This is a genomic window from Leptotrichia wadei (genome assembly GCF_007990545.2).
Classification (GTDB): domain Bacteria; phylum Fusobacteriota; class Fusobacteriia; order Fusobacteriales; family Leptotrichiaceae; genus Leptotrichia; species Leptotrichia wadei.
Genome location: NZ_AP019829.2, coordinates 428,803 through 451,382, shown reverse-complemented (window position 1 = coordinate 451,382; position 22,580 = coordinate 428,803). Strand labels below are relative to the sequence as shown.

Here is a 22,580-nt window from a genome sequence, read left to right as displayed (position 1 = left end):
ATAAGATTATTTTAGATATATTATTTCAATTTTTTCATAAAGGGCATTAACCCCCTATTAAACAATATTATTTAAAATTTTCTATTCCACAAATTTGTTAAAAAATCTGCCTAATAATTTATTTTTTTACTATTTTACGAAAAAAATATTACAAAAACAATTTCTTAAACTTCGCAATCTCATAAAAAGATCCGCAAACTACAATCACCTTATACGAATTATCATTTTTTAAAATCATTTTCTTTGCCTGATTATAAGCCTGTAAAATATCATCTTCAAAAATAATATTTTTTGTAGAAATATTTGAATCTTCCAGATTTTTCTTTATTTCTTCGGCAGATAGCCCATAAATAACTTCTTTTAGGGAAGTTATGAAAATTTTATAATTTTTTTCCAAGATTCTTTTAAAAATATTTGCAATATCCTTTGTTCCGAGTACTGAAAGAACAAAAATCACTTCATCATCTTTAAAAAGTTCGTTCAAATTTTCCGTCAAAACTTTTACAGAATCATCATTATGAGCAACATCTAAAATTGTTGCAGGATTTTTTGAAAAAATCTCAAACCGTCCAGCCAATGAAATTTCATCAAGCCCCTTTTGAATAATTTTATCATTAATTCCATAAATTTTTGCAATCTCATAGGCAATTAAAAAATTATTTGCTTGAAATTTTCCAAAAAGTGGCAGAATAAATGTTTTTTTCAAGTTATTTTTATTATTATTAATTTTTTCAATGTTTTCAGACTTTTTAATATTTCCAGATTCTTTGGAATTTTTATTTTCAACAATTTTCACAATTGTCTTATAATTTTGATTATCCAATTCAGCTTGAAAACCTTTATATTTTTCCAAAACATTTACCGAATTATCTGTTTCTCTTTTCACAGCCTCTTCCAGTTCAGTCAAATTTTGAGCATAAATACAAAGCTGCCTATTTTTTATAATCCCAGCTTTTCTATCTGCAATTTCATAAAGCGAATTTCCCAAAAGGGCGACATGATCAAAACTTACATTTGTTATAGCTGCTATTGTTGACTTTACAATGTTTGTGGCATCGTATCTTCCGCCTAGCCCTGTTTCTAAAAATATAAAATCAGGATTTTTTTCTTTAAAATAAAGTAAGGCTACAAAAGTTGCTATTTCAAAAAAATTTATCTGCAATCCATTTTCTTTCAGAACATTCATAACAGCTTCACAATATTTTACAACATCTTCATCTAAAATCATCTCTTTATTTACCAAAATTCTTTCATTAAATCGTAAAATATGCGGTGAAGTAAATTTAGCAACCGAATATCCAGCTGCAAAAAAAATATTTTCCAAAAATGTCGCTGTCGATCCTTTTCCATTTGTCCCTGCAATATGAATAATTTTCTTATTTTCACAAGGTTTTCCCAATAATTCATAAATTTTTTTCAGCTTTTCGTTATTCTGATTTAAAGATTTCTTTGTTATTCTCTTATTAATTGTTCTCATATTAAAAATTTTTTCTAAAATTTCATTTATTTTTATTTTATCTTTTTTCATTTCATATTTCCTTTTTATTTAATATAGATATATTTAACAAATCAAATATTTTTTATTATACTGTATATCTAATTCTTTGTAAAGTAAATCTAACTAAAAAAGATTATACTCTCATTGTTACAATTACAGCCAGGGTAATACTAGAATTTTTAACTTTTACTACTGTATTCATAAACTTTTAAATAAATCAGAAATTCAAGTTCATTTATTATACAAAAAGAGATAAACCTCTAAAAATATTTTTAGAAATCTATCTCTTTTTTTGTTTATTTTAAATTCATAATTATAAATTAATTTGATTTCTTTTGATAAGATATCGGATCAAGCCCTTCTTATTTTAAAATATCTTAATATATAGTGATTAAGAATTTAGAATCAGTAAATAGCCCTAAATCCGATTCCTCCTCTAACATTATTTCCTTTAGTGTCATATCCGGCATTTACTGTCATACCAAATCTTGTGTTATCTACACCAATGTTAAGATCGAATTTACCATTTTCTCTTCTATTTTCCTTTTCATTTCTCAAATTATACCAGTCAGCTGTTGTATATCTTACTCTTGCTTGATTCAACTTATTCAATTTACTAATCTCATTTTCATAAGCTGCTGTCAATCCTATTGATAACTGAGTTCTTACTGCCAATGGCTGAATATATTTAAATTCTAGTCCTGCTTCAGGTTTTACTGAGAAGTAGTCGTTTCCTTTAACTTCTAGCCGCATTTGTCCAGAGTTTTCCTTTATCTCGTTAAATCTTCCGTATTCCATCTTTAATGCTCCGTAAGGACGTAAATGTGTTCTTTCACTCATTCTTATGTCATATCCCAACTCATTTTTTAAAGCCGCTCCATAAGAATTATATGTAGATTTTGCTTCAAATGTATCATCTACAACCCAGTATTTACGGTACATGTTGTTAATTCCACCAAAAATATCTCCTGCGATTGTCCATTGCAGTGCTCCATTATAGTCTTTTCTTGGTGACATTGTTTTAAAAATTCCAAGTTTAACCATTGTCTCATCTTCTCTTGATTTTCCTAGATCTTTAAATTTAAATCTATTTGTAACTGCTCCTGCATACCATCCGATTGATTTACCTATTTGAACTTTTTCATCTTCGTGAACATAAGCAACTCCCCAAGCGTTGCTATCATAATCTATTACTCCAGCTGTGTTAGTCTTGTACTCATCCTTCATTCCAAATACTTTTATCTTGTTGTTTTGCTTAGATGGATTTCTCCAGTCCTTCCATAAATATTTGAATTCCTTGTCTAATGCATTTCCAGTTGCGTTTATTCTTTGCTGAGTATTTGAGTATTCATAACCTTTCATTTCATTTACAGCCTGTGCAAATATGTGTGGTTCTCCTTTTCCCAAGTCATTTAACTTATTGAAAATTTGTTTTTCCCTCGAATGAATACCTTCAACTCCGTATCTTTGTTCAAGCCCATCAAGGAAGTGTTCTGTATCAACATCATTTTTACTTGCAAAATCCGTATACGGTATTTTTACCATATATACTGTTTTTATCGGTGCCGCTATATTTCCAGATTCTACTGGTTGTGCTATCCAAGTCAAGCTTGCCGAATTTACATTTAATGTAACTCCTGTTGATACAACGCTTGCCAATGCATTATTATATGGTTTCAAAATATTATCTCCAATTTGAATCGCTTTTGCATTTAAATATTTAGTAACTTCTGTACCCATTATTAAGTCAACATCTGTCAATCCAGATAAATTATTTAATCCTTGAATAGGATTTGTATAATTTATTCCTGATGTATCCACATACATTCCAATAGTTGATATTTCCCCATTTGAATGTGTGTGATTATGATCCATCTTTTCTGTTTCCAGATTTAATTTTGTTACTCCAGACAAGTCAGTTATCAATACTTCTGGAGCTTCCGGTGAAGCTATATTTGTATCAACTTTTACTGGTGCAACATCTACACCATCTATTGAAATTGAAACTGAGCTAGGCAGTGATGCAGGTGGAACTTTTACTATTGCTTTTCCCGTTACTTTTTGGTCAGTTGCTGTTCCTTCTAAATATGGTCTTGTTGAAACATTTCCTGTTCCATGTGCTTCATAAGGCACATAACTTGAATCTGTTACATCTCCTCTGAATGCGTACACTCCAATATTTTTACTTCCAACAATATTTATTGTTCCATAGTTTTTAATTACTCCTCCATTTGCTACAACAACTCCCTTTATTCCCGTTCCATTTGTAGTCGGTGTTGTTTGAATAGTTCCGTAATTTTCCCCAGTTGCATATCTGTCAATATACATTCCAGTCGTATTATTTCCGCTCAAGTTAATAGTTCCTTTATTAATTGCCTTTGAACCAGATCCAACTGCATATATTCCAACACTATTATCATCTGAAACATTGATTGTTCCATAATTTTCTATTGTTCCTTCATTTGTTGAAACCTTTGTAATTTCATTGTAATATCCAGTTGCCATTCCAATTCCATATTGCTTACTGGTTACATTACTTGAACCTACTGCAATTACTCCAAAATTCTTACCGTTTCCCTGTGTAGAATAAATCCCAATATTTCCAATACCTGCTCTCAAATCAATGCTTCCATAATTTTCTGCATCCTGTGAAGAATAAATTCCATATCCATTATTCTTATCCATTACAATATCAGATTTATTTATAACCTTTCCGCCTAGGCTTTGTGGCGCTCCAGAATAAACATATACTGATTTTTCTCCAACGTGAATAGAATTTGCTGTTGAATTTATTGTTAAGTCTGTTTTAGCCTTTGAAGCTGTTATTAAATATCCAAATGAATCTGTATCTCCAACCTTCATGTCAACAGATGATGTAACTGTTGTCGCTTGCGGATTCTTGCTGTCATCTGCAATATAGACCCCAACAGAGTTATTATTTGCCACATCAATCTTTCCACCTGAAAGGTTTACACTTGGACCTGTCGAATAAACTCCAACCCCGTCATCAGCCACATTAATCTCACCAGCAGTCATATTGACATCTTTTCCGTAAATTCCATAAGAAGATTTTCCAACATTAATCTTTCCAGTATTTGCAATAGTTGAAACCTGATCATCAATATACATTCCAATAGATTCATTTCCAGCAGAAGTCGCCGCAACATTAATTTCTCCGTTATTTATCAAATCAGAATCATTCGTTCCATACATTCCTGCCGACTTAGTACCATTAACATTAATCTTACCGCTGCTAGCATTTGTAATTATACCGTTATTGGCTCCTATTCCTACTGAACTGTTACTTCCATTAATTGTAATTTCACCTTTATTTACACCACGTGTATCATTTTTAGTTCTTATATCAGAAGGATTTGTTACAACATAATTTCCAAAGCTATTTTTATCAATACTATTATTTTTTACAAATATCCCAACTGCCCCATCATTATCCATGGTAATTTTACCAGTTGCACCATTTTCAACATTTACAGTTCCAAATTTAGTTCCGTTATTTGTAATCACATTACTATAATATGTTTCATCCGCCGGATTTATCGCAAGTCCTGTTTTCGAGTCAATTCTATAAGAAAGTCCTAAAATACCAATTGATTTTTTACCTCCAGCATTTACCTTTCCATCATTAACTATCTTCGTGCTATTTGTTCCAAATATCCCAATAGCCTTGTCATTTGGATTATTTACTGTCCCTTTTTCAACATTTACAGTTCCTGCAGCATTATTATTAATATATCCATAATCTACATACAGACCAATTCCACCTCTATCAGATCCAACCGTTTTATCAGTCGATACCGTACCACTATTGCTAATTCCTGTTGTATCATTATCCTTTGTCTGTGCACTTGCCGTTACTGCAAGACCAACAGGAGTTTTAAGATTAACATCTATCGCCTTCATTTGCGTATCATCCAGTTCAGCCTTAACAGAACCTGCTGTAGTTACATCAATCTTAGAGTTTTGATACAGGAATCTTTTAGCAAATACTTCACTATCTGTATCAGTACCTGAATTATCAGCCTTATCAACAGCTGATTTTATGTTAATTTGAGCATTATCCACAACTGCATATTTATATCTAGTTTTTCCATTTGTACTTCCAACACTTCCAACTCCACCAATCAATTGGTCTCTTAATCTATCAGGAGTGGCTTTATTTTCAACATTTACAGTAACCTGACCTGATGTTTTTCTTAAATCTGCAACTATTACATCATCATCAAGTATATCAATACTTGTATTAGGATTAACTGTTATCATATTAGGTTGATCTTGATAATGCACATATCCAACAGCTTTTCCATCCAATACTAATTTAGCATCACTCATATTAATAGCACCAGAGTTTTTACTTGTAGTATTGGTATAAAGTGCATATCCTTCACCTTTATATTCAACAGTCGCACCTTTCAAGTCAATCTCTGCATTACTTAATGATGCCACATTAGTTGCTCCATTAGTAACTTTTATCCAGTTATTTTGAGCATTTATTTTAGCTTTATTATCAGCAAATAACCCAAATCCTATAATTTTCTTAGCATAGGTATCAATTCCACCTTCTATAGAAATATTTGGACCATTTGCTACTGATGGAACAGAAGTTCTATTAATTGTTATCACAGCTTCATTATTAGCATAAGCAGCTCCAACATTATCGGTAGAAGTTGCATCAGTTGCTGAAACTACACGATTTGGGTCATATACATATTTTGAATCATTAATCTTAACTCCATATTCAAAACCTGTTCCATCAGTTGTTCCAATTATTGAAGGATTTGAAGAAGCTGTACCATTAACAGTAATTTTTGCATTTTTTTCTGCTACGATTGCTATTGAATTAATTGTGTTTTCAGATTTTATAGCATTTACTTCAACACTGTTTCCTCTATTATTTCCATCCCAAGCATAAATAGCTCTGTTTCCTCTATCAGCATTTGAAATTCCGTTAATCGATATAACATCTCCTATTACAGAACCATCTGTATCTTTAACATCACCTGAAGATGCTTTACTTCCACCAATAACTATTCCAGTATTATCAAATCCACCATTTAATTCAATTTTCCCTGCTCCAAGTTTAATTTCAGCATTATTACTTGTTAAAACTCCGATACCATTTTTAGAATTTTTATTTATAGTTATTTGATGTCCACTTTTTATATCTTTTACATCATTTGACAAATCAATATTAACAGATGAAAAAATTCCATACGAACTATCAATGTAAGCATCATCATTATTATTCAAAAAATAATTTCCATTAGAATCTCCTATGCTAACAGCAAAATTACCTATTATTGGTCCTGGGTCACCAACAAATAATTGAGATTCTGTATCTTTAGGAGCATATAATCCTATATTATTATCTCCATACATAATCATAGGTGCCCAAGTCCCATTTTTAGTCACATAATCTGTTAAATTTTGTGTTCTAAAATCAAGATTTGTAACTTTAATATATTTACTTGTTTTTAGATATATTCCAACATTTCCATCACCATATGAAATTATTTTATTATTTCCTCTTGCTCTGTTTACTATAGTTATTTCTCTTGGATCATCTTGATCATTATCTGGTAATCCCAATCTATTATTTTCATAATTACGTTCATGAAAACTTCCATCATGATTCCATCTGACATCTCCATTTGGATTCAAAAAGAAAATTGCCGATTTTTTACTGTATAAATTTATTTTCCCAGCATTATAAAAAATTTGAGGATTTCCAGCTTTATCTATTTCAGGTGAAACTATAAAAACTGCAGAACCTTTATTATTTGGATCTAAAGGACTAACTGATACTTCTCCATCTTCTGTATTTATTACACTAGCAACTCTATTTTGATCATCCCAATCATGATCATAACTATTTGTAAAAGAGGCCTGATCTCCTTTTATTATTATTTTTCCAGCATTAATAAATGTTTGTGATTTTGTTGAACCAGTTGTATTCTGAGCAATTGTACTCACATCATCAAAATTAGGGACTACCGAGGCTTTTAATCCTGTAATTGCTAATAATTTCCCTCTTTCTGTTGAAAAAGAATTACTTCCATGCATATCTAAATGAGCTAGTTCTCTGACATAATTTCCTCCAGAGCTATTCGTATATGTAAATGTAGCTTGATTTAATAGTGTTGAACCTTGACTAACTGGACTATCATTAGTCATTCTTAAAAATCCAGATTTAGAATTAGAAGCGGCAACAGTTCTACTTGGTACAGTAATTTCTGAATTAGGAGTAAGAATATTGGTAATCCCACTTATAATGTAATCTGATGTCATATTACCTGTATTAAATGCATTTTTTACTCTATAGCCAGTATAATTATATTTCCATCTACTTGCTGAACCTGGATCTAATCTTTCAACATTAAAATCTCCACCCAATATAGCAACTGATTCTATTACACCATTACTAGCAGTATTAGCATTATCAAAGTGTGATTCTCCCCAGTTTGAAAGTGAACTTGATTTCATTGAAAAACTCGGTGTATTAATTCCTTTCATAGGTGAAATAGTCGGAGCTGTTGGAGGTGTAACCGTTCTTGGATTAAATGAAGGCAACTCACTTATATCCACTGCCATTGATACATTAGCATGCTTTACTTTTGGTATCAACGGATTAAGTGTTGCTGATACTGGGATTGAGGCATTTGGCTCTTGCTTTAATCCTAGTTCTGTTGTATTTCCGTAAAGAGTGTGAGGATATGCTTCGTATTTGGTTTTGCTCATTGTTTTGTCACGTTCGTATTTGTAGTCGGCGGTTTTGTCTCCACGGCCTTTGTATGAACCTTGCCAGCTGTTGTAGAAACCGTTTATTCCGTATTGCCAGCTGCTCCATGGGCTTTTTACAACATGATCTCCTTGCTCCATTAACTTAACTAATTCTAAGTTTGTCTTTTTAAGCAATTTGTTATTTTCATGCCTTGCAAACCTAAAATCACTTTTTATGCTTGTTATTGACGTATTAATCGCCTTTGTCTGTGCTTGGATTTCATTTTCAGCCGAAAAAAGATTAAACGAAACTCCTGTCAGTTCGATTAATCCAGTTAGTAAAAAAGTTATAAGGGCTGATTCTGTATATTTGAAGTTCTTCACTCTTTTTGCAAAAGACTTCAATTCTTTCTTTAAAACTCTCAAATTATTTATCATAATTCTACTCCTTTTATATTTTTTTCTACTAATTTTCATTTAAATAATATTTCATTTAAAATTTATTATTTAAATATAAAATACCATTATATATTTAGTAATATGATAAAAAAATAAATATTTTTTAAATATTTCAAATTAAATTTCAAAAAAACAATAGATTTTATTAATGATTACGACAAAATTTATATCGTTTCCCATTAAAAAAAGTAGAGGTTTATTTTAATTATTTGAAAATAAATATCAGGTTTAAACTGATAAAAAGATTTATAATATATTCATTATTTAAATGGGGTTAGTATCAAATTTATAATGTCTTTGAACATTGTTTTTTCCAAAAAAAAATTGCCCTAAAAATAAGGCAAGTATTATAAAAAATTAATATTAAATTCTATTTAAAAATTGAAACAAACTTTCTTTTGTTTACTTGCTTAACAACTAATAACAAGGGGTTTCACCCCCTGTAAAATATATTATTCTAAATAAGAAATCATAATTTAAAAATTTTTCAAACTATTTTTTCTTAGTTTCTTGAAATTTAGCCCAAACTCCAGCTTTTGTTAAAATACTTTTAACAGTTTCAGTTGGTTGTGCTCCATTTGATAAGTATTTCAAGATTTCATCTTCCTTTAATACTACTTGTTTATCATCTTCAACAAGTGGATTAAAAGTTCCAAGATAAGCAACAGCTTTTCCATCTCTTCTAGATAAAGCCTCCATAGCTACTATTCTATAAAAAGGGACTTTCTTTCTTCCTAATCTAGTCAATCTTAATTTTAACATTAAATGTTACCTCCATATTATTTATTAACTCTAAAATCTATTATTTCAAGTGTACTATGATTATACAAAAATTTTGATGAGTTGTCAAGTTTTTTTTCCTTACAATTTTTTGATTTTACAATAATCTTAATCTTTTAAAAATATCTTCAGCTGAATTTGTTTTTTTCCAATTTTGATTTTTCCTGTCTTTTTAATATTCTTTTTTCATCTTCTTTAGTTATTTCATCATATATTTTATCCAAAATTAAGTTACGAACAAAAGATGACATCTCAATTTTATTCTCTTTTGAATATTTTTTAAAAAATTCTAGATTTTCCTTTTCTATTTTAAGAATAACATTTATTATTTTTTTGTCAATAGATTATTCAATAACTTAATTTTGTTTATACTTCTAAAAAAATATTTTTTACAACCAATCTCTATTCCACAATAACTTCCACAATCTCATCCACAGTAAATTTAGAAAAATATTCTCCAATGTCAATTGATTCCAATTTTTTCTTAACATCCTCTACCGTATATTTCACATTTTTCAAAAGATTTTCAATTTCACTCAAATCTTCATTTTTCCCAAAGAAATCCCCATAAAATTTAATATTTTTAATTCTAGAATTTTCAACTGTGGCAAAGATTTGAATTTTCCCATTTTTAAATCTTTTACCTCGAGTTATATTAAATTCTGGCGACTCTCCATAATTCCATTCCCAGCTTCTCTTGACTTCAGCCCTTTTAGCAATATAGTCCAGCTCTTCCTTGCTAAAAACATATTCCTTCATATCTGGATACTGCTTTTTCATATATTCCATAATTTTATCGCCAAATTCTTCAACTGTAATCGGAGTTTTCAAATGAGGCAATATATTCGTAACTCTACTTCTAACAGATTTTACACCTTTTGATTCTATTTTATCTTTAGAAACTTTCAGAGCATTTCCCAAAGCACTAAAATCAACATTGAATAAAAGGCAGCCGTGATGCATTACTCTGTCTTTTATGTAAGCCTGTGCATTTCCGCAAAATTTTTGACCATCTATTTCCAGATCATTTCTTCCTGTAAATTCGGCTTCCACTCCTAATTCTGCCAATGTTTCAATTATAGGCTTTGAAAATTCTTTAAAATTGAAACCTTCCTGTCCTTTATCTCTATTAGAAATAATTGTATAGTTCAAATTATTTAAATCGTGATAAACTGCTCCTCCACCAGAAATTCTACGAATTACATGAATCCCTTTTTCTCTCGTATATTCCGTATTAATTTCCTCAATCGTATTCTGATACTTCCCAACAATTATCGAAGGCTCATTTATCCACAACAAAAATATTTCGTCTTCATCTCTTAAATTTTTGAAGCAATATTCTTCCAAAGCAATATTAAATGCGGTATCATGAGTTTTACTGATATAATAAATCATAACAAATAGCCCTCTTTCATTCTATTTTCTTTTTTTAGGTAAATGAACAGCTTCCCCTAAAACATCTGCACATGCTTCAAACAATGCTTCTGAATAAGTAGGGTGTCCGTGTATCGTTTTGATTACTTCATCAACTGTAATTTCCATTTTCATTAATGTTGAAGCTTCGTTAATGATTTCAGCAGCTGAAGGCCCTACGATATGAACTCCTAAAATTTCTCCATATTTTTTATCTGCAATAACTTTTACAAATCCAGCTGATTCTCCTGATGCTAACGCTCTTCCATTTCCTGAAAATGCAAATTTACCTACACTTACATCATATTTTTCCTTAGCTTGTTCTTCTGTCAATCCAACCATCGCTACTTCTGGTACAGTATAAATTGCTGATGGTATAGTATAAATTGAAGCTGAAGAATTTGTTTCCAGTCTTGTTGCCCTGTGGTTTCCTTGAATTGCATTCTCTGCCGCAATTTCTCCCATTCTGAACGCTGCATGTGCCAGCATTCTAGTTCCATTAATATCTCCAGGTGCATAAATGCCTTTCACGCTAGTTTCCATATATTTATCTACTTTAACTTTGCCATTTTCCAATTCCAAGTCAATTTCCCCAATTCCTTCTAAATCAGGCACTCTTCCAATTGACAATAACGCTTTTTCAGCCACAATATCATCTTTACCATCAACTTTAATTGTCAATGTATCTCCATTATCAACGATCTCTTTAATTGCAGTCGAAGTCAAGATTTTCATTCCTTTTTTCTCTAATTCTTTTCTCAATGTTTCAGAAGATTCTCTATCCACACCAGGAATAATTCTATCCATCATTTCCACAACAGTTACTTCCGAACCAAATGAATTAAATACTTGTCCCAACTCAATTCCAACTACTCCTCCACCAATTACAGCTAATGATTTAGGAATTTGCTGAATATCTAAAATATCATCACTTGTCAATACTTTTGGACTGTCAATTCCTGGAATATTGATTCTTCCTACTTTTGAACCACCTGCTAAAATGATTTTATCAGTTCTCAATACTGTTTCACCTTTATCATTTGTAACAACAACATCTTTATCAACATTTATTTTCCCGATACCGTTATAAATCTTAACATCATTACTCTTCAATAATCCTTGAACTCCGTTTGTCAATGTTTTTACGATATCATTTTTCAATTTAACAACTTTTGGCATATCAATTGTGAATTTATCGTTTTCCAAGATAATCCCTCTTTTTCCAGCCATTTCAATTCCTTCGATAATTTCAGCATTTTTCAAGAATGTTTTCGTAGGGATACATCCTTTATTCAAGCAAGTTCCTCCAAAATGAACTTTTTCCACAATCGCTACTTTTCCACCTAATTGTGCCGCCTTAATCGCCGCTACATATCCTGCAGGTCCTCCACCGATTACAACTACATCAAATTCATCATCACCTTTTGGTGCTTTTGGTTCATTTGAAATTGAAGCTGCTGGTTGAGCTGCTGCCACTGGTTCTGCTGCTTTTGGTTCTGGTGCCGCTTGAGGTGCTGCTCCTGTTGGTGCTTCTTCTCCTTCAGCTCCAATATACCCAATAACTTCCGTAACTGGCACAGTTTCTCCATCTTGTTTTAACACTTTAATTAAGTATCCTGAAGCCTCTGCCTCCAATTCCATACTTGTTTTATCAGTCATTATTTCAAGTAAGATTTCTCCCTCTTCTACTTTTTCCCCTTCTTTTTTGTTCCATTTCACGATTTGCCCTTCTGTCATGTCTATTCCAGCTTTAGGCATAATTACTTCTACTGCCATTTATTTCACTTCCTTTATTTTATTTAATGGTATTTATCGTATTTCAAATTTTCTAAATTAACATTGCTAATGGATTTTCCAATAATTTCTTCAAATCTTGCATAAATTTAGCTCCAGCAAGTCCATCCACAACTCTATGGTCAATTGTTAAACACATTGTCATTATTGGTCTAATTACAATCTCTCCATCTACAACTACTGGTTTTTCAACTGTCGCAGCAACTCCTAAAATTGCCGAATTTGGTTGATTTATAATAGGATTAAAACTTTGCGTTCCAAACATTCCCAAGTTACTAATTGTAAACGTACTTCCACTTTGTTCAGAAGGACTCAATTTCATTGCCAACGCCTTTTTAATAATATCTTTAGACGCAACTACCAATTCGCTCAATGACATTTTATCCGCACCTTTAATTACAGGCACCAAAAGCCCATCGTCCATTCCAACAGCAATTGATAAATTTACATAATTATGTAATGTAATTTGTGTTCCATCTGCAGACAATTCAGAATTTACATATTTATGTTTCATTAATGTTTTAACTACAGCAAATGAAATTAAATCTGTTACAGTTATCTTTTTACCTGTATTTTCCATAATTGTATCCATAACTTTTTTTCTCAATGAAATCAATTCTGTCATATCAACTTCATAATTTAATGTAAATGTAGGTGCCGTAAAGTAACTGTCTGACATTCTTTTCGCTATTACTTTTCTCATTGGCGACATTGGAACAACTTCAATATCAGCTTCTTCCACTTGTTCTTTTTCAGCCAATATCGCTTTTTCATGTCTTGCCAATTCTTCAGTTTCTTTCGGTTTAGCAATGATATTCAAAATATCTTCTTTCATTATCTTCCCGTTATGTCCACTACCTTCTACAGTACTCAAATCAATATTGTATTCTTGTGCTATTTTACTAGCCAACGGAGTAATTCTCACTTTTTTCTCAAAATTAAATTCTTCCACATCTTCTTTATGAATTCTACCTTTAGCTCCACTGCCTCTAACATTTAACAAATCTATTCCCATCATTTTAGCTAAATCTCTCGCAGCAGGTGTAGCTCTCAATTTGCTATTTTCCATCTTATTTTTCACCTTCTACTATTGTTTATTTTTTACTTTTCTAATTGCCTCAACAATTTTTTCAACACTCGGAACCATCGCTGTTTCTAAAGTATGATTATATGGCATAGGCACATCTTCTCCAGCCAATCTCACAATTGGATGATCCAAATAATCAAATGCATCACTTTCTGAAATAATTGCTGAAATTTCCCCAATAAATCCACTTGTTTTATGAGCATCATTCACTAAAATAACTCTTCCTGTTTTCTTAACTGAATCCAAAATTATCTCTTTATCTAATGGTATCAATGTTCTAGGATCCACCACTTCCACGCTAATTCCTTCTTCAGCCACTATTTCTGCTGCCTTCAATACTCTTTCAAGCATTCTTCCGTAACTTACTATTGTAATATCCGTACCTTCTCTTTTTATTTCTCCCTTTCCTAAGGGAATAACAAATTCAGGATCTGTTGGAACTTCACCTTTCATATTATATTGCGCCTTATATTCCAAGAAAATTACTGGATTATTATCCCTAATAGCTGCTTTCAACAACCCTTTCACATCTGCAGGTGTTCCAGGTGCAACTACTTTCACTCCAGGAATATGCGTAAACCAAGCCTCCAATGATTGCGAATGTTGTGCTGCTGAACCTACTCCACTTCCTGCCGCACATCTAAATGTCACTGGCACTCTTCCTTTTCCACCAAACATATATCTAGTTTTAGCCGCCTGATTCACAATATTATCCATCATATACACGATAAAATCCATAAACGTTACATCTACAATCGGTCTTAAACCTGTCATTGCCGCTCCAATAGCTGCTCCTGAAATTGCTGATTCTGAAATAGGCATATCCTTAATTCTCTCTTCTCCAAATTCTTCCAACATTCCTACCGAAGTACCAAAATCTCCTCCGAATATTCCAACATCTTCTCCCATAAGAAATACATTTTCATCTCTTCTCATTTCTTCTGACATTGCTGTAATTATTGCCTCTTTTACAGACATTAATTTTGTCTCCATATTTATTTTTTCCTCCCAGTTTTTATCTCTTCTTTTTAAAATTTCTAACACTATTTTCCTAATTTAACCCTCTTAGAATTTTTTCAAAATTTATATTTTTTAAATCAATATCTTTTTACTAAATTCCCAAAAACTCTTTTAGTAATAAACACTTTAATTAATCTGCAAAAATATCCTCAAATGCTGATTCAAGAGCTGGTTCTGGACTGTTTTTCGCAAAATCAACTGCTTCTTCAATTTTTTGTTTCGAATTTTCTTCCAATTTAGTTAATTCTTCCTCAGTAGCAATCCCTTCTTCAATCAATCTATTTCTAAATTTAATGTTTGGATCTTTTGCCTTCCAAGAATCCACTTCTTCTTTTGTTCTATATTTTCCAGGATCTGAACTCGAGTGCCCAAACCATCTATATGTCACACTTTCAATTAAAACAGGACCTTTTCCTGCTCTTACATCATCCACTGCTTTTCTAAATTTTTCATAAACTGCCAAAACATCGTTTCCATCTTCAATAAAATATCCAGGAATTCCATAAGCTGCTGCTCTTTGATAAATATGTTCTACATTTGTAACTTTTTTAATATCTGTACTTATTCCATATCCATTATTAATTGAATAAAAAATAATTGGTACATTCCAAACTGATGCCAAATTCATTGCTTCATGAAAACTTCCTTCATTTGTAGCTCCATCTCCAAAACAACACATTACGATTTTTCCAGTATTCTTAACTTTTTGAGTATAAGCTGCTCCTACTGCCATTCCGTGTCCTCCACCAACAATTCCGTTAGCTCCTAAATTTCCACTTTCTAAATCGGCAATATGCATTGAACCACCTTTACCTTTACAAGTTCCTGTAGCTTTCCCCATAATTTCAGCCATCATTCCATTCAGATCAATTCCTTTAGCAATAACCTGTCCATGTCCTCTATGATTAGATGTGATAAAATCATCAGGATTCAACGCTGCAATCGCTCCAACATTCGCCGCTTCTTCTCCAACTGACAAATGCGTCATTCCTGGAACCATCCCTCTTTTCACAAGCTGATTCACCTTCAAATCAAAGTTTCTAATATCTAACATTGATTCATACATACTTAATAATTTATCTTTAGATATATTTTCCATTTTTTCCTCCATTCTTGATATTTTAACTTTTAAGTTTTTCTATAATTCTAAATATATACATATTCAGTATAAAGCTATTAATATTTTGCTATTCAAAATTCTTTATTTAATTTTATCATAATTTTATAATCATTACAATATATATTTATAACTAATTAATTTCAATATTAATATTAAACTTTCTTTAAAAGTAATATTTTATTTATTGATAAAAAATTTTTAATAAACTTATTATAACCAATAATTTTTAACTTTTCTATAAAAGATCTATTTTAAAACTGATAAAAAAAGGATTATTTCTTTAAAAAATAACTTAAATAGACTTAATTTAAAAAAATTTGACAATAAATAATAATTTTGATAACATCTATAGGTAGAATAAAAAATTGAGAAAGAAGGAGAGTATATGTCAAAAACTATAATTCCAAAAAATTATGATCCAAAATATGGAATCATGGAAACAGAAATTGCAATAAAAGCTGCAAAAGACTGTTTTGAGAGAGAACTTGCAAAAGCATTAGACTTAACAAGAATTTCGGCACCTATGTTTGTTAGAAAGTCTGTTGGGATTAATGATAATTTAAATGGCGTTGAACGTCCTGTGGCTTTTGAAATGAAAGAAATGCCAGATGTAACATTGGAAATTGTGCATTCACTTGCAAAATGGAAAAGAATTGCATTGAAGCAATATGGTGTTGAAAATGGGAAAGGTATTTATACAGATATGAATGCCATCAGAAGAGATGAAGATTTAGATAATATGCATTCAATTTACGTTGACCAATGGGACTGGGAAAAAGTTATTTCAAAAGAAGATAGAAATATTGACTTTTTAAAAGCAACTGTAAAAAAAATATATCAAGTCTTTTTAAATACAGAAAAAGAATTGACTGAAAAATTTGAAAAATTTGAAAAATTCTTGCCAAAAGAAGTTACTTTTATTACTTCACAAGAATTAGAAAATTTATATCCTGAATTAACTCCAAACGAAAGAGAAGACAAATTTGCAAAAGAACACAAGGCAATCTTCATTATGCAAATTGGAAAAGTGTTAAATTCTGGAAAAAGACACGATGGACGTGCCCCAGATTATGATGACTGGGAACTAAATGGAGATCTAATTATGTGGAATCCAGTTTTAGACAGATCATTAGAATTATCTTCAATGGGAATTCGTGTTGATAAAGACGCATTAGAACGTCAACTAAAAGAATTAAACCTAGAAGAAAGAAAAAATCTTGATTTCCATAAAATGCTTCTAAATGATGAATTACCATTAACAATCGGTGGAGGAATCGGACAATCAAGAATCTGTATGTTTTTATTGCAAAAAGCCCACATTGGTGAAGTTCAAGCTTCAGTATGGACACCTGAAATTGTAAAGACATGTAAGGAAAATGGAATTAACCTTTTATGGTACTAATATAAAAAACAAAAAAATAATATAAAAAAAGTGAAGAACTAAAATTAATTAGTAATTCACTTTTTTTATTATTTCCTGCTATTCCTCATTAAAATTTATTATATTCATAATTTTTATGGAAAAACCTGCAGGTTATGATTTTCTGCAGATTTTGAAGGTAAAAAATGGCAATTTGTTATCTATTTGTTAAAGATTATATACAAAATCATAACCATAACAATGAAAGTAACAACATCACTATTCATCATTACTATTCACCTCCCTCCATTTCAAGGTTGGGTAGCGAACCCAGAAATATTATAACATAAAAAAAATACCCCCTTCAACTAAGAAGAAGATATTTTTTTCGCTATTTTTTACCTTAAAATGGAGTATATCCATTACCTTTATAGGTTAATTATAGCATAAATTTTCTACTTTTTCAATCATACTAATTTTATTTTTTTATAAATTTATGATAAATCCAATCAACTATAATGGCAATCGCGTTATCTCCAGAAACATTAGCCGCTGTTCCAAAGCTATCCTGTGTTATGTAAAGTGCGATTAAGAGTGAAGCCATTGGGCTGCTTGAGGCAATTCCAACCATTCCTAAAAATGGAAGTGCAGACATTATTGCTCCTCCAGGTGCTCCAGGCGCAGCTACCATCGCTACTCCAAGTACCATTATAAACGGAAAAATTGTTGAAATTCCGTAGGACATACTGTGCATCATAAGTACAGTAACAACACAGCTTGTAATTGTAATAATACTTCCAGCCAAATGAATTGTGGCACATAAAGGAACTACAAATTCACGGATTTCAGGCGATGTTCCATTTCTTTTGGCACATTCGATATTTATTGGGATTGTAGCAGCTGAAGATTGTGTCCCAAGAGCTGTAAAATATCCAGGAATCTGATTTTTCATACAGACAAATGGATTTTTTCCTGAAAGCCCGCCAGCAAATATGAATAAACCTGCAGTATATAAAATATGCAAAATTATTACACAAATAAATACCTTTAAAAATATTGAAAGCGTTGCAAAAATTTGTCCGCTGTAAGTCATATTCATAAATGTTCCAAAAATATAGACAGGAAGCAATGGAATAATTGATGTGCTTAACAATTTTGTAATTATCTTTGAAAATTCTCGAAAAAGGTTATATGTAGTTTGCCCTTCTCCATTATTTCTAAGCCAGCTAATCGAAAGTCCCATTATGAATGCAAAAATAATTGCTGAAGTTACATCAAACATTGGTGCAACTGGAATGTCAAAATAAGCTGTCAAAAGATTCTTTTCAGGATGTTCCACCGTTGTAAACGAAGCAAAGTTAAGAATTTTTGGAAAAATACTAATTGCCATAAGATACGAAAGTGTACCTGCAACAATTGTAGAAAGATAAGCCAGTAAAGTCGTAATTCCAAGTAATTTTCCCGCTCCATGACGTAAATCTGAAATTCCAGTTACAACAAATCCAATAATCATAAATGGAATAATAAACGACAAATATTTACTAAATAACGACGAAAACGTGACAAAAATTCTTATAATCGGACTTGGTAAAACTAATCCAAGTAAAATACCAAGCACAATCGAAATAATCAAACGTGGCACAAGCCCTATTTTTTTCATAAAATTTTTCTCTCCTTATAAATTTTTACATAGCAAAACCAATCCCACAACCCAGCCTCAATATTATTAATTAACATATGGTAGTAACAATTACAATAATTCGTACAGATGTAACAATACTGGGATTAATCATAACTTTTGTAACTTCCCCGCATTACTCATTCTTGTAGGATATTTTTCCCCTAATATCCAAAGGTTTATGTTCACCTTAAAAATATCTACACCAAAAATCTTTTTATTTTCATAAATTACAATATTAAATACACTATTTTTTATTCTTCAACTAAGTCAATAGTCCAGTTTGCCTGTTGCAATTTTGTATCAGTTTCACGAATTTCTTTAGACAATTTATCCAGCTTTTTTTGCAATTCAGACACATTAACCGTACTAAAAACCTTTATTTCTGTCGTAGAATACAAATTCACCTTTTGACTTGCAATTTCAATAAATTCACGCAAAATTCCTGCTTTTTGTGAAAGAGTATCTTTTTTTGCGATTAACTCCACTAATGAAATTCCATCAACTTTTGAAAGTGTATTTGTTCTATTTATTTTTACTATTAAATCATTTAATTGAGAAATCAAATTTTCCAATTCAGCTAATAAAAATTCAGGATCTTCAGTAGGTTCTTCATTTTCCTGAACTTTAGCATTATTATTAAGTCTTACCTTTAATTGTGCAATTCTTTTTTGGATATCAGCACGCAAAATAAGAGCTTCAGCAATTTTCATTTATTTATCCTCCTATTTTTTATTTTTACATATCTAAAGTATAATAGAAAAAACAGAAAATGTAAAGAATATTTTTCCTTTACAAGATTATTTTTATAAATCATATTGCTTTTTACGATAAATATATGTAAAATAATTGTATCAAAAAAATAATAAACTTATTTAAAATATATTAGTTTAGAATTTAACAAAATTACTTTAAGATCAAACTTAAAAATTACGGTTATTTTGTTTAGTAATATAAAATTCTAATATTTATAAAAAAACTACTTTTTATGAAAGGATTTAATAAATGAAAAAAAATATACTATTAATTTTATTTGCTATTTTAGCTTTTTCACTTGCATTAATTATTACAAGTCCTAATTTTAAAGATTTTAGAAATAAATTTATGAATTTAGAAAAAATATTGAGAAACAAAAAAATAGATATTTCTAAGAATAGAAATGATGAAAAGAATAAAAAAGATGAAAAATCAGAATTTACAATTATTGGTGTAGGAGATATAATGCTTGGCTCAAATTACCCTTTTGAATATCTGCTTCCTAAAAATGATGTCAATATTCTTCAAAATACACAAAATATACTAAAAAATGCTGACATAACCGCAGGAAATCTGGAAGGAACACTATTTGATACAAGCGGAACTCCCAAAAACTGTAATAATCCAAATGTTTGCTATGTCTTTCGTATGCCTTCAAGATATGGAACATATTTAAAACAGGCTGGATTCGACTATTTGAGCATTGCCAATAATCACAGTAATGATTTTGGAGAAATCGGAGTTAAGAAAACTATTAAAAATCTTGATAATTTAGGAATAAAATATTCTGGAATTAAAGATATTGCTGAAAGCGCAATTTTTGAAAAAAATGGAAAAAAATTTGGATTTATTTCATTTTCTCCAAATTCAGCTACTGTAAAACTAAATGACTATAATTATGCAAAAAAACTTATTTCTGAATTAAAATCAAAAGTTGATATTGTAATTGTTATGTTTCACGGTGGAGCTGAAGGTGCTAATGCTGAACACATTACTAAAAAACATGAAATTTTTCATGGCGAGGATAGAGGAAATGTTTATGAGTTTGCCCATTTTGCCATAGACAATGGAGCCGATATAATCTTTGGGCAAGGCCCTCATGTCACAAGAGCAGTTGAGCTTTATAAAAATAAATTTATCTCTTATAGTGCAGGAAACTTTGCAACTTTTGGAAAAATAAATATTTCTGGTTCAATGGGAATTGCACCTATTTTTAAAATTAAAATAAATAATAAAGGAGACTTTATTTCTGGAGAAATTATTCCAGTAAGACAAACTTACAAAAGTTTAGGTCCTTTTATAGATTCAGAAAAATTAGCAATAAAAAAGATAATTTACTTGAATAAATCTGACTTTCCAAATGGAAATGGGCTTTCTATCAGCGAAGAAGGAAAAATTACTAAGACTAATAATCTAAATTAAAAACTTTTTCTTTTATTTTTCACAAATTTAAAAAATATAGCTAGAAATCAGGATGTTTTTATCCTGATTTTATTTAAAACCACATAAATTCAATGACAATTTATATTAAATCTCATTTAAAAATAGTATACCATTCAAAAATTATTAAACATTCGCTATTTAAACGAGAAACAGCATAATACATTATTTTCTCTTTAGTCTGATAATCTCTCTCTCATTCTCATCCATTCTATTCCCCAGCTTTTCATTTTCCCACTCTAACCTTTCCAATTTTTTCCTATTTTCAATTTCCTCATCCTTAATATTCCTTCGTTCCACAATCACATTATTCCCAATTTTATCATCAGGATTCCCAATAATTTCCATTCCTTCTCCAATATCTATTCCAAAAATTTCAATCTTCTCTCCATTATCCATCCCAATAAACACTTTCTTTTCTTTAACCAAATTATTTTTATCAATTAAATAAATATAGCTTTTCTGATTTTTAAAAATAACAGCCTTTTTTGGAACAGCCAGAATATTCTCTTTTTTCTTATAAATCACACGAATATCCACTTGCTCGTTTAAAAACAGATCCTTAAATAAAGTTGGTAAAAACTCAAACACATTCATATCCCCAATTTTATTAATCTTAAATAATTCTGCTTCAATAACCTTTTTTTCAGAAAATAAATCTGAATTCTCTTTTATTTTATCCTTATCTTGCAAAATTTCCTTATTTTTATCATTTTTCATTTCAATTAATTCTTCAAGTATTTTTTCTTCTCCAATTTTTTTATTTTCTCTCCTAAAAATACTAATTTTGGCAACATTTCCAATATTTAGATTTTTAACTTTCTCACTTTTCACGTTTTCACTAACTATTTTTAAATCTTCCCTTTTGGAAAGAATCAAAATAGGCTCATTTTTGTTTGTAATTCCACCTTTCACTGCATTAATTTTCACAATGTAAGCATCAAATGGACTTCTTACACTTCTCTGAACCAATCTTGTATTTCTCATTTCATCTTTAATTTCAATTTCCAATCCTGATATTTCTCCACGTAATTCCTGAATTTTCTGACTAACATCAGATCCCAATTCCCTTTGTTTTTCCAAATTTCGTAATTCCCGATTTTTAATCACTAATAACGTACGTTTTTCATTCAATCCATTTTTCTGATAATCGCTAAATTTCACTATTACATCGCCCTTTTTTACAAAATCTCCAGCCTTGTAGTAAACATCATCAACGGATAAATTCACATCTAGTCCAATTTTAGTAACATTATTTGCAACAACAGTTCCTTTCATATCCACAAAAAATTCAAGATTTTCAAGTGTTATTTTTTCAATAACATATTTCTGATTAATTTTGGGAGTACAGAATTTTATCATAAAAAGAATGATAAAAATAAAAATTGCGGGCATTATCCAAATTATTTCATCTTTTTTTCTCAATATTCTCTTCCT

14 protein-coding genes and 1 pseudogene are annotated in these 22,580 nt (G+C 30.4%); 2 read left to right on the top strand and 13 right to left on the bottom strand.

The genetic code is table 11. The features are described from left to right. Nucleotides 1-148 precede the first annotated feature (148 nt). The 10 genes and pseudogenes from FVE73_RS02150 to FVE73_RS02110 form a co-directional block, all read right to left on the bottom strand. Nucleotides 149-1,528 (bottom strand): bifunctional folylpolyglutamate synthase/dihydrofolate synthase, encoded by a 1,380-nt coding sequence (locus tag FVE73_RS02150; protein WP_018499501.1) that lies wholly within the window; start codon nt 1,526-1,528, stop codon nt 149-151. A gap of 375 nt (nt 1,529-1,903) precedes the next feature. After that, nucleotides 1,904-8,674 carry an autotransporter-associated N-terminal domain-containing protein gene (locus FVE73_RS02145; protein ID WP_018499502.1) on the bottom strand — a complete coding sequence of 2,257 codons (6,771 nt, stop codon included), beginning with the start codon at nt 8,672-8,674 and terminating at the stop codon, nt 1,904-1,906. Nucleotides 8,675-9,187: 513 nt separating this feature from the next. Further along, nucleotides 9,188-9,457 (bottom strand): 30S ribosomal protein S16, encoded by a 270-nt coding sequence (rpsP, locus tag FVE73_RS02140; RefSeq protein WP_018499503.1) that lies wholly within the window; start codon nt 9,455-9,457, stop codon nt 9,188-9,190. 146 nt (nt 9,458-9,603) lie between these two features. Beyond that, complete coding sequence (locus FVE73_RS11010) at nt 9,604-9,726, bottom strand: hypothetical protein (protein ID WP_018499504.1); 123 nt, start codon at nt 9,724-9,726, stop codon at nt 9,604-9,606. After that, a pseudogene (locus FVE73_RS11110) lies at nt 9,727-9,783 on the bottom strand (antitoxin); the annotation flags it as partial. Nucleotides 9,784-9,877: 94 nt separating this feature from the next. After that, on the bottom strand, nt 9,878-10,870 hold the full coding sequence (locus FVE73_RS02130; RefSeq protein ID WP_018499505.1) for a lipoate--protein ligase: 993 nt from the start codon (nt 10,868-10,870) through the stop codon (nt 9,878-9,880). 21 nt (nt 10,871-10,891) lie between these two features. After that, on the bottom strand, nt 10,892-12,664 hold the full coding sequence (lpdA, locus tag FVE73_RS02125; protein ID WP_018499506.1) for a dihydrolipoyl dehydrogenase: 1,773 nt from the start codon (nt 12,662-12,664) through the stop codon (nt 10,892-10,894). Between the two features lie 52 nt (nt 12,665-12,716). Then, nucleotides 12,717-13,751 (bottom strand): dihydrolipoamide acetyltransferase, encoded by a 1,035-nt coding sequence (locus FVE73_RS02120; protein WP_018499507.1) that lies wholly within the window; start codon nt 13,749-13,751, stop codon nt 12,717-12,719. An 18-nt stretch (nt 13,752-13,769) separates the two neighbouring features. Next, a complete protein-coding gene (locus tag FVE73_RS02115) occupies nt 13,770-14,762 on the bottom strand; it encodes an alpha-ketoacid dehydrogenase subunit beta (RefSeq protein ID WP_026239115.1) in 993 nt (330 codons plus the stop codon). 157 nt (nt 14,763-14,919) lie between these two features. Further along, nucleotides 14,920-15,888 (bottom strand): thiamine pyrophosphate-dependent dehydrogenase E1 component subunit alpha, encoded by a 969-nt coding sequence (locus tag FVE73_RS02110; RefSeq protein WP_018499509.1) that lies wholly within the window; start codon nt 15,886-15,888, stop codon nt 14,920-14,922. A gap of 406 nt (nt 15,889-16,294) precedes the next feature. Here FVE73_RS02110 and asnA point away from each other — a divergent pair, with 406 nt between their 5' ends. Next, nucleotides 16,295-17,311 (top strand): aspartate--ammonia ligase, encoded by a 1,017-nt coding sequence (gene asnA / locus FVE73_RS02105; protein WP_018499510.1) that lies wholly within the window; start codon nt 16,295-16,297, stop codon nt 17,309-17,311. Between the two features lie 436 nt (nt 17,312-17,747). On the opposite strand, the gene FVE73_RS02100 is transcribed toward asnA, so the two are convergent. After that, nucleotides 17,748-18,929, bottom strand: a complete 1,182-nt coding sequence (locus FVE73_RS02100; protein WP_018499511.1) for a dicarboxylate/amino acid:cation symporter — start codon at nt 18,927-18,929, stop codon at nt 17,748-17,750. Nucleotides 18,930-19,201: 272 nt separating this feature from the next. Next, complete coding sequence (locus FVE73_RS02095) at nt 19,202-19,660, bottom strand: DIP1984 family protein (protein ID WP_018499512.1); 459 nt, start codon at nt 19,658-19,660, stop codon at nt 19,202-19,204. A 292-nt stretch (nt 19,661-19,952) separates the two neighbouring features. Between FVE73_RS02095 and FVE73_RS02090 the strand changes: the two genes are divergently transcribed. Continuing rightward, nucleotides 19,953-21,125: a CapA family protein gene (locus tag FVE73_RS02090; protein ID WP_018499513.1), complete on the top strand. Its 1,173-nt coding sequence runs from the start codon at nt 19,953-19,955 to the stop codon at nt 21,123-21,125. 183 nt (nt 21,126-21,308) lie between these two features. Here FVE73_RS02090 and FVE73_RS02085 read toward each other — a convergent pair whose 3' ends face one another. Next, nucleotides 21,309-22,568 carry an efflux RND transporter periplasmic adaptor subunit gene (locus tag FVE73_RS02085; protein ID WP_018499514.1) on the bottom strand — a complete coding sequence of 420 codons (1,260 nt, stop codon included), beginning with the start codon at nt 22,566-22,568 and terminating at the stop codon, nt 21,309-21,311. Nucleotides 22,569-22,580 lie beyond the last annotated feature (12 nt).

Bases quoted from the DNA above. Each gene is read 5' to 3' on its own strand.
- FVE73_RS02115 (WP_026239115.1), bottom strand. From the start codon at position 14,762: ATGGAGACAAAATTAATGTCTGTAAAAGAGGCAATAATTACAGCAATG.
- FVE73_RS02110 (WP_018499509.1), bottom strand. From the start codon at position 15,888: ATGGAAAATATATCTAAAGATAAATTATTAAGTATGTATGAATCAATG.
- FVE73_RS11010 (WP_018499504.1), bottom strand. From the start codon at position 9,726: ATGTCATCTTTTGTTCGTAACTTAATTTTGGATAAAATATATGATGAA.
- FVE73_RS02095 (WP_018499512.1), bottom strand. From the start codon at position 19,660: ATGAAAATTGCTGAAGCTCTTATTTTGCGTGCTGATATCCAAAAAAGA.
- asnA (WP_018499510.1), top strand. From the start codon at position 16,295: ATGTCAAAAACTATAATTCCAAAAAATTATGATCCAAAATATGGAATC.
- FVE73_RS02100 (WP_018499511.1), bottom strand. From the start codon at position 18,929: ATGAAAAAAATAGGGCTTGTGCCACGTTTGATTATTTCGATTGTGCTT.
- rpsP (WP_018499503.1), bottom strand. From the start codon at position 9,457: ATGTTAAAATTAAGATTGACTAGATTAGGAAGAAAGAAAGTCCCTTTT.
- FVE73_RS02090 (WP_018499513.1), top strand. From the start codon at position 19,953: ATGAAAAAAAATATACTATTAATTTTATTTGCTATTTTAGCTTTTTCA.
- FVE73_RS02150 (WP_018499501.1), bottom strand. From the start codon at position 1,528: ATGAAAAAAGATAAAATAAAAATAAATGAAATTTTAGAAAAAATTTTT.
- FVE73_RS02120 (WP_018499507.1), bottom strand. From the start codon at position 13,751: ATGGAAAATAGCAAATTGAGAGCTACACCTGCTGCGAGAGATTTAGCT.
- FVE73_RS02130 (WP_018499505.1), bottom strand. From the start codon at position 10,870: ATGATTTATTATATCAGTAAAACTCATGATACCGCATTTAATATTGCT.
- lpdA (WP_018499506.1), bottom strand. From the start codon at position 12,664: ATGGCAGTAGAAGTAATTATGCCTAAAGCTGGAATAGACATGACAGAA.
- FVE73_RS02145 (WP_018499502.1), bottom strand. From the start codon at position 8,674: ATGATAAATAATTTGAGAGTTTTAAAGAAAGAATTGAAGTCTTTTGCA.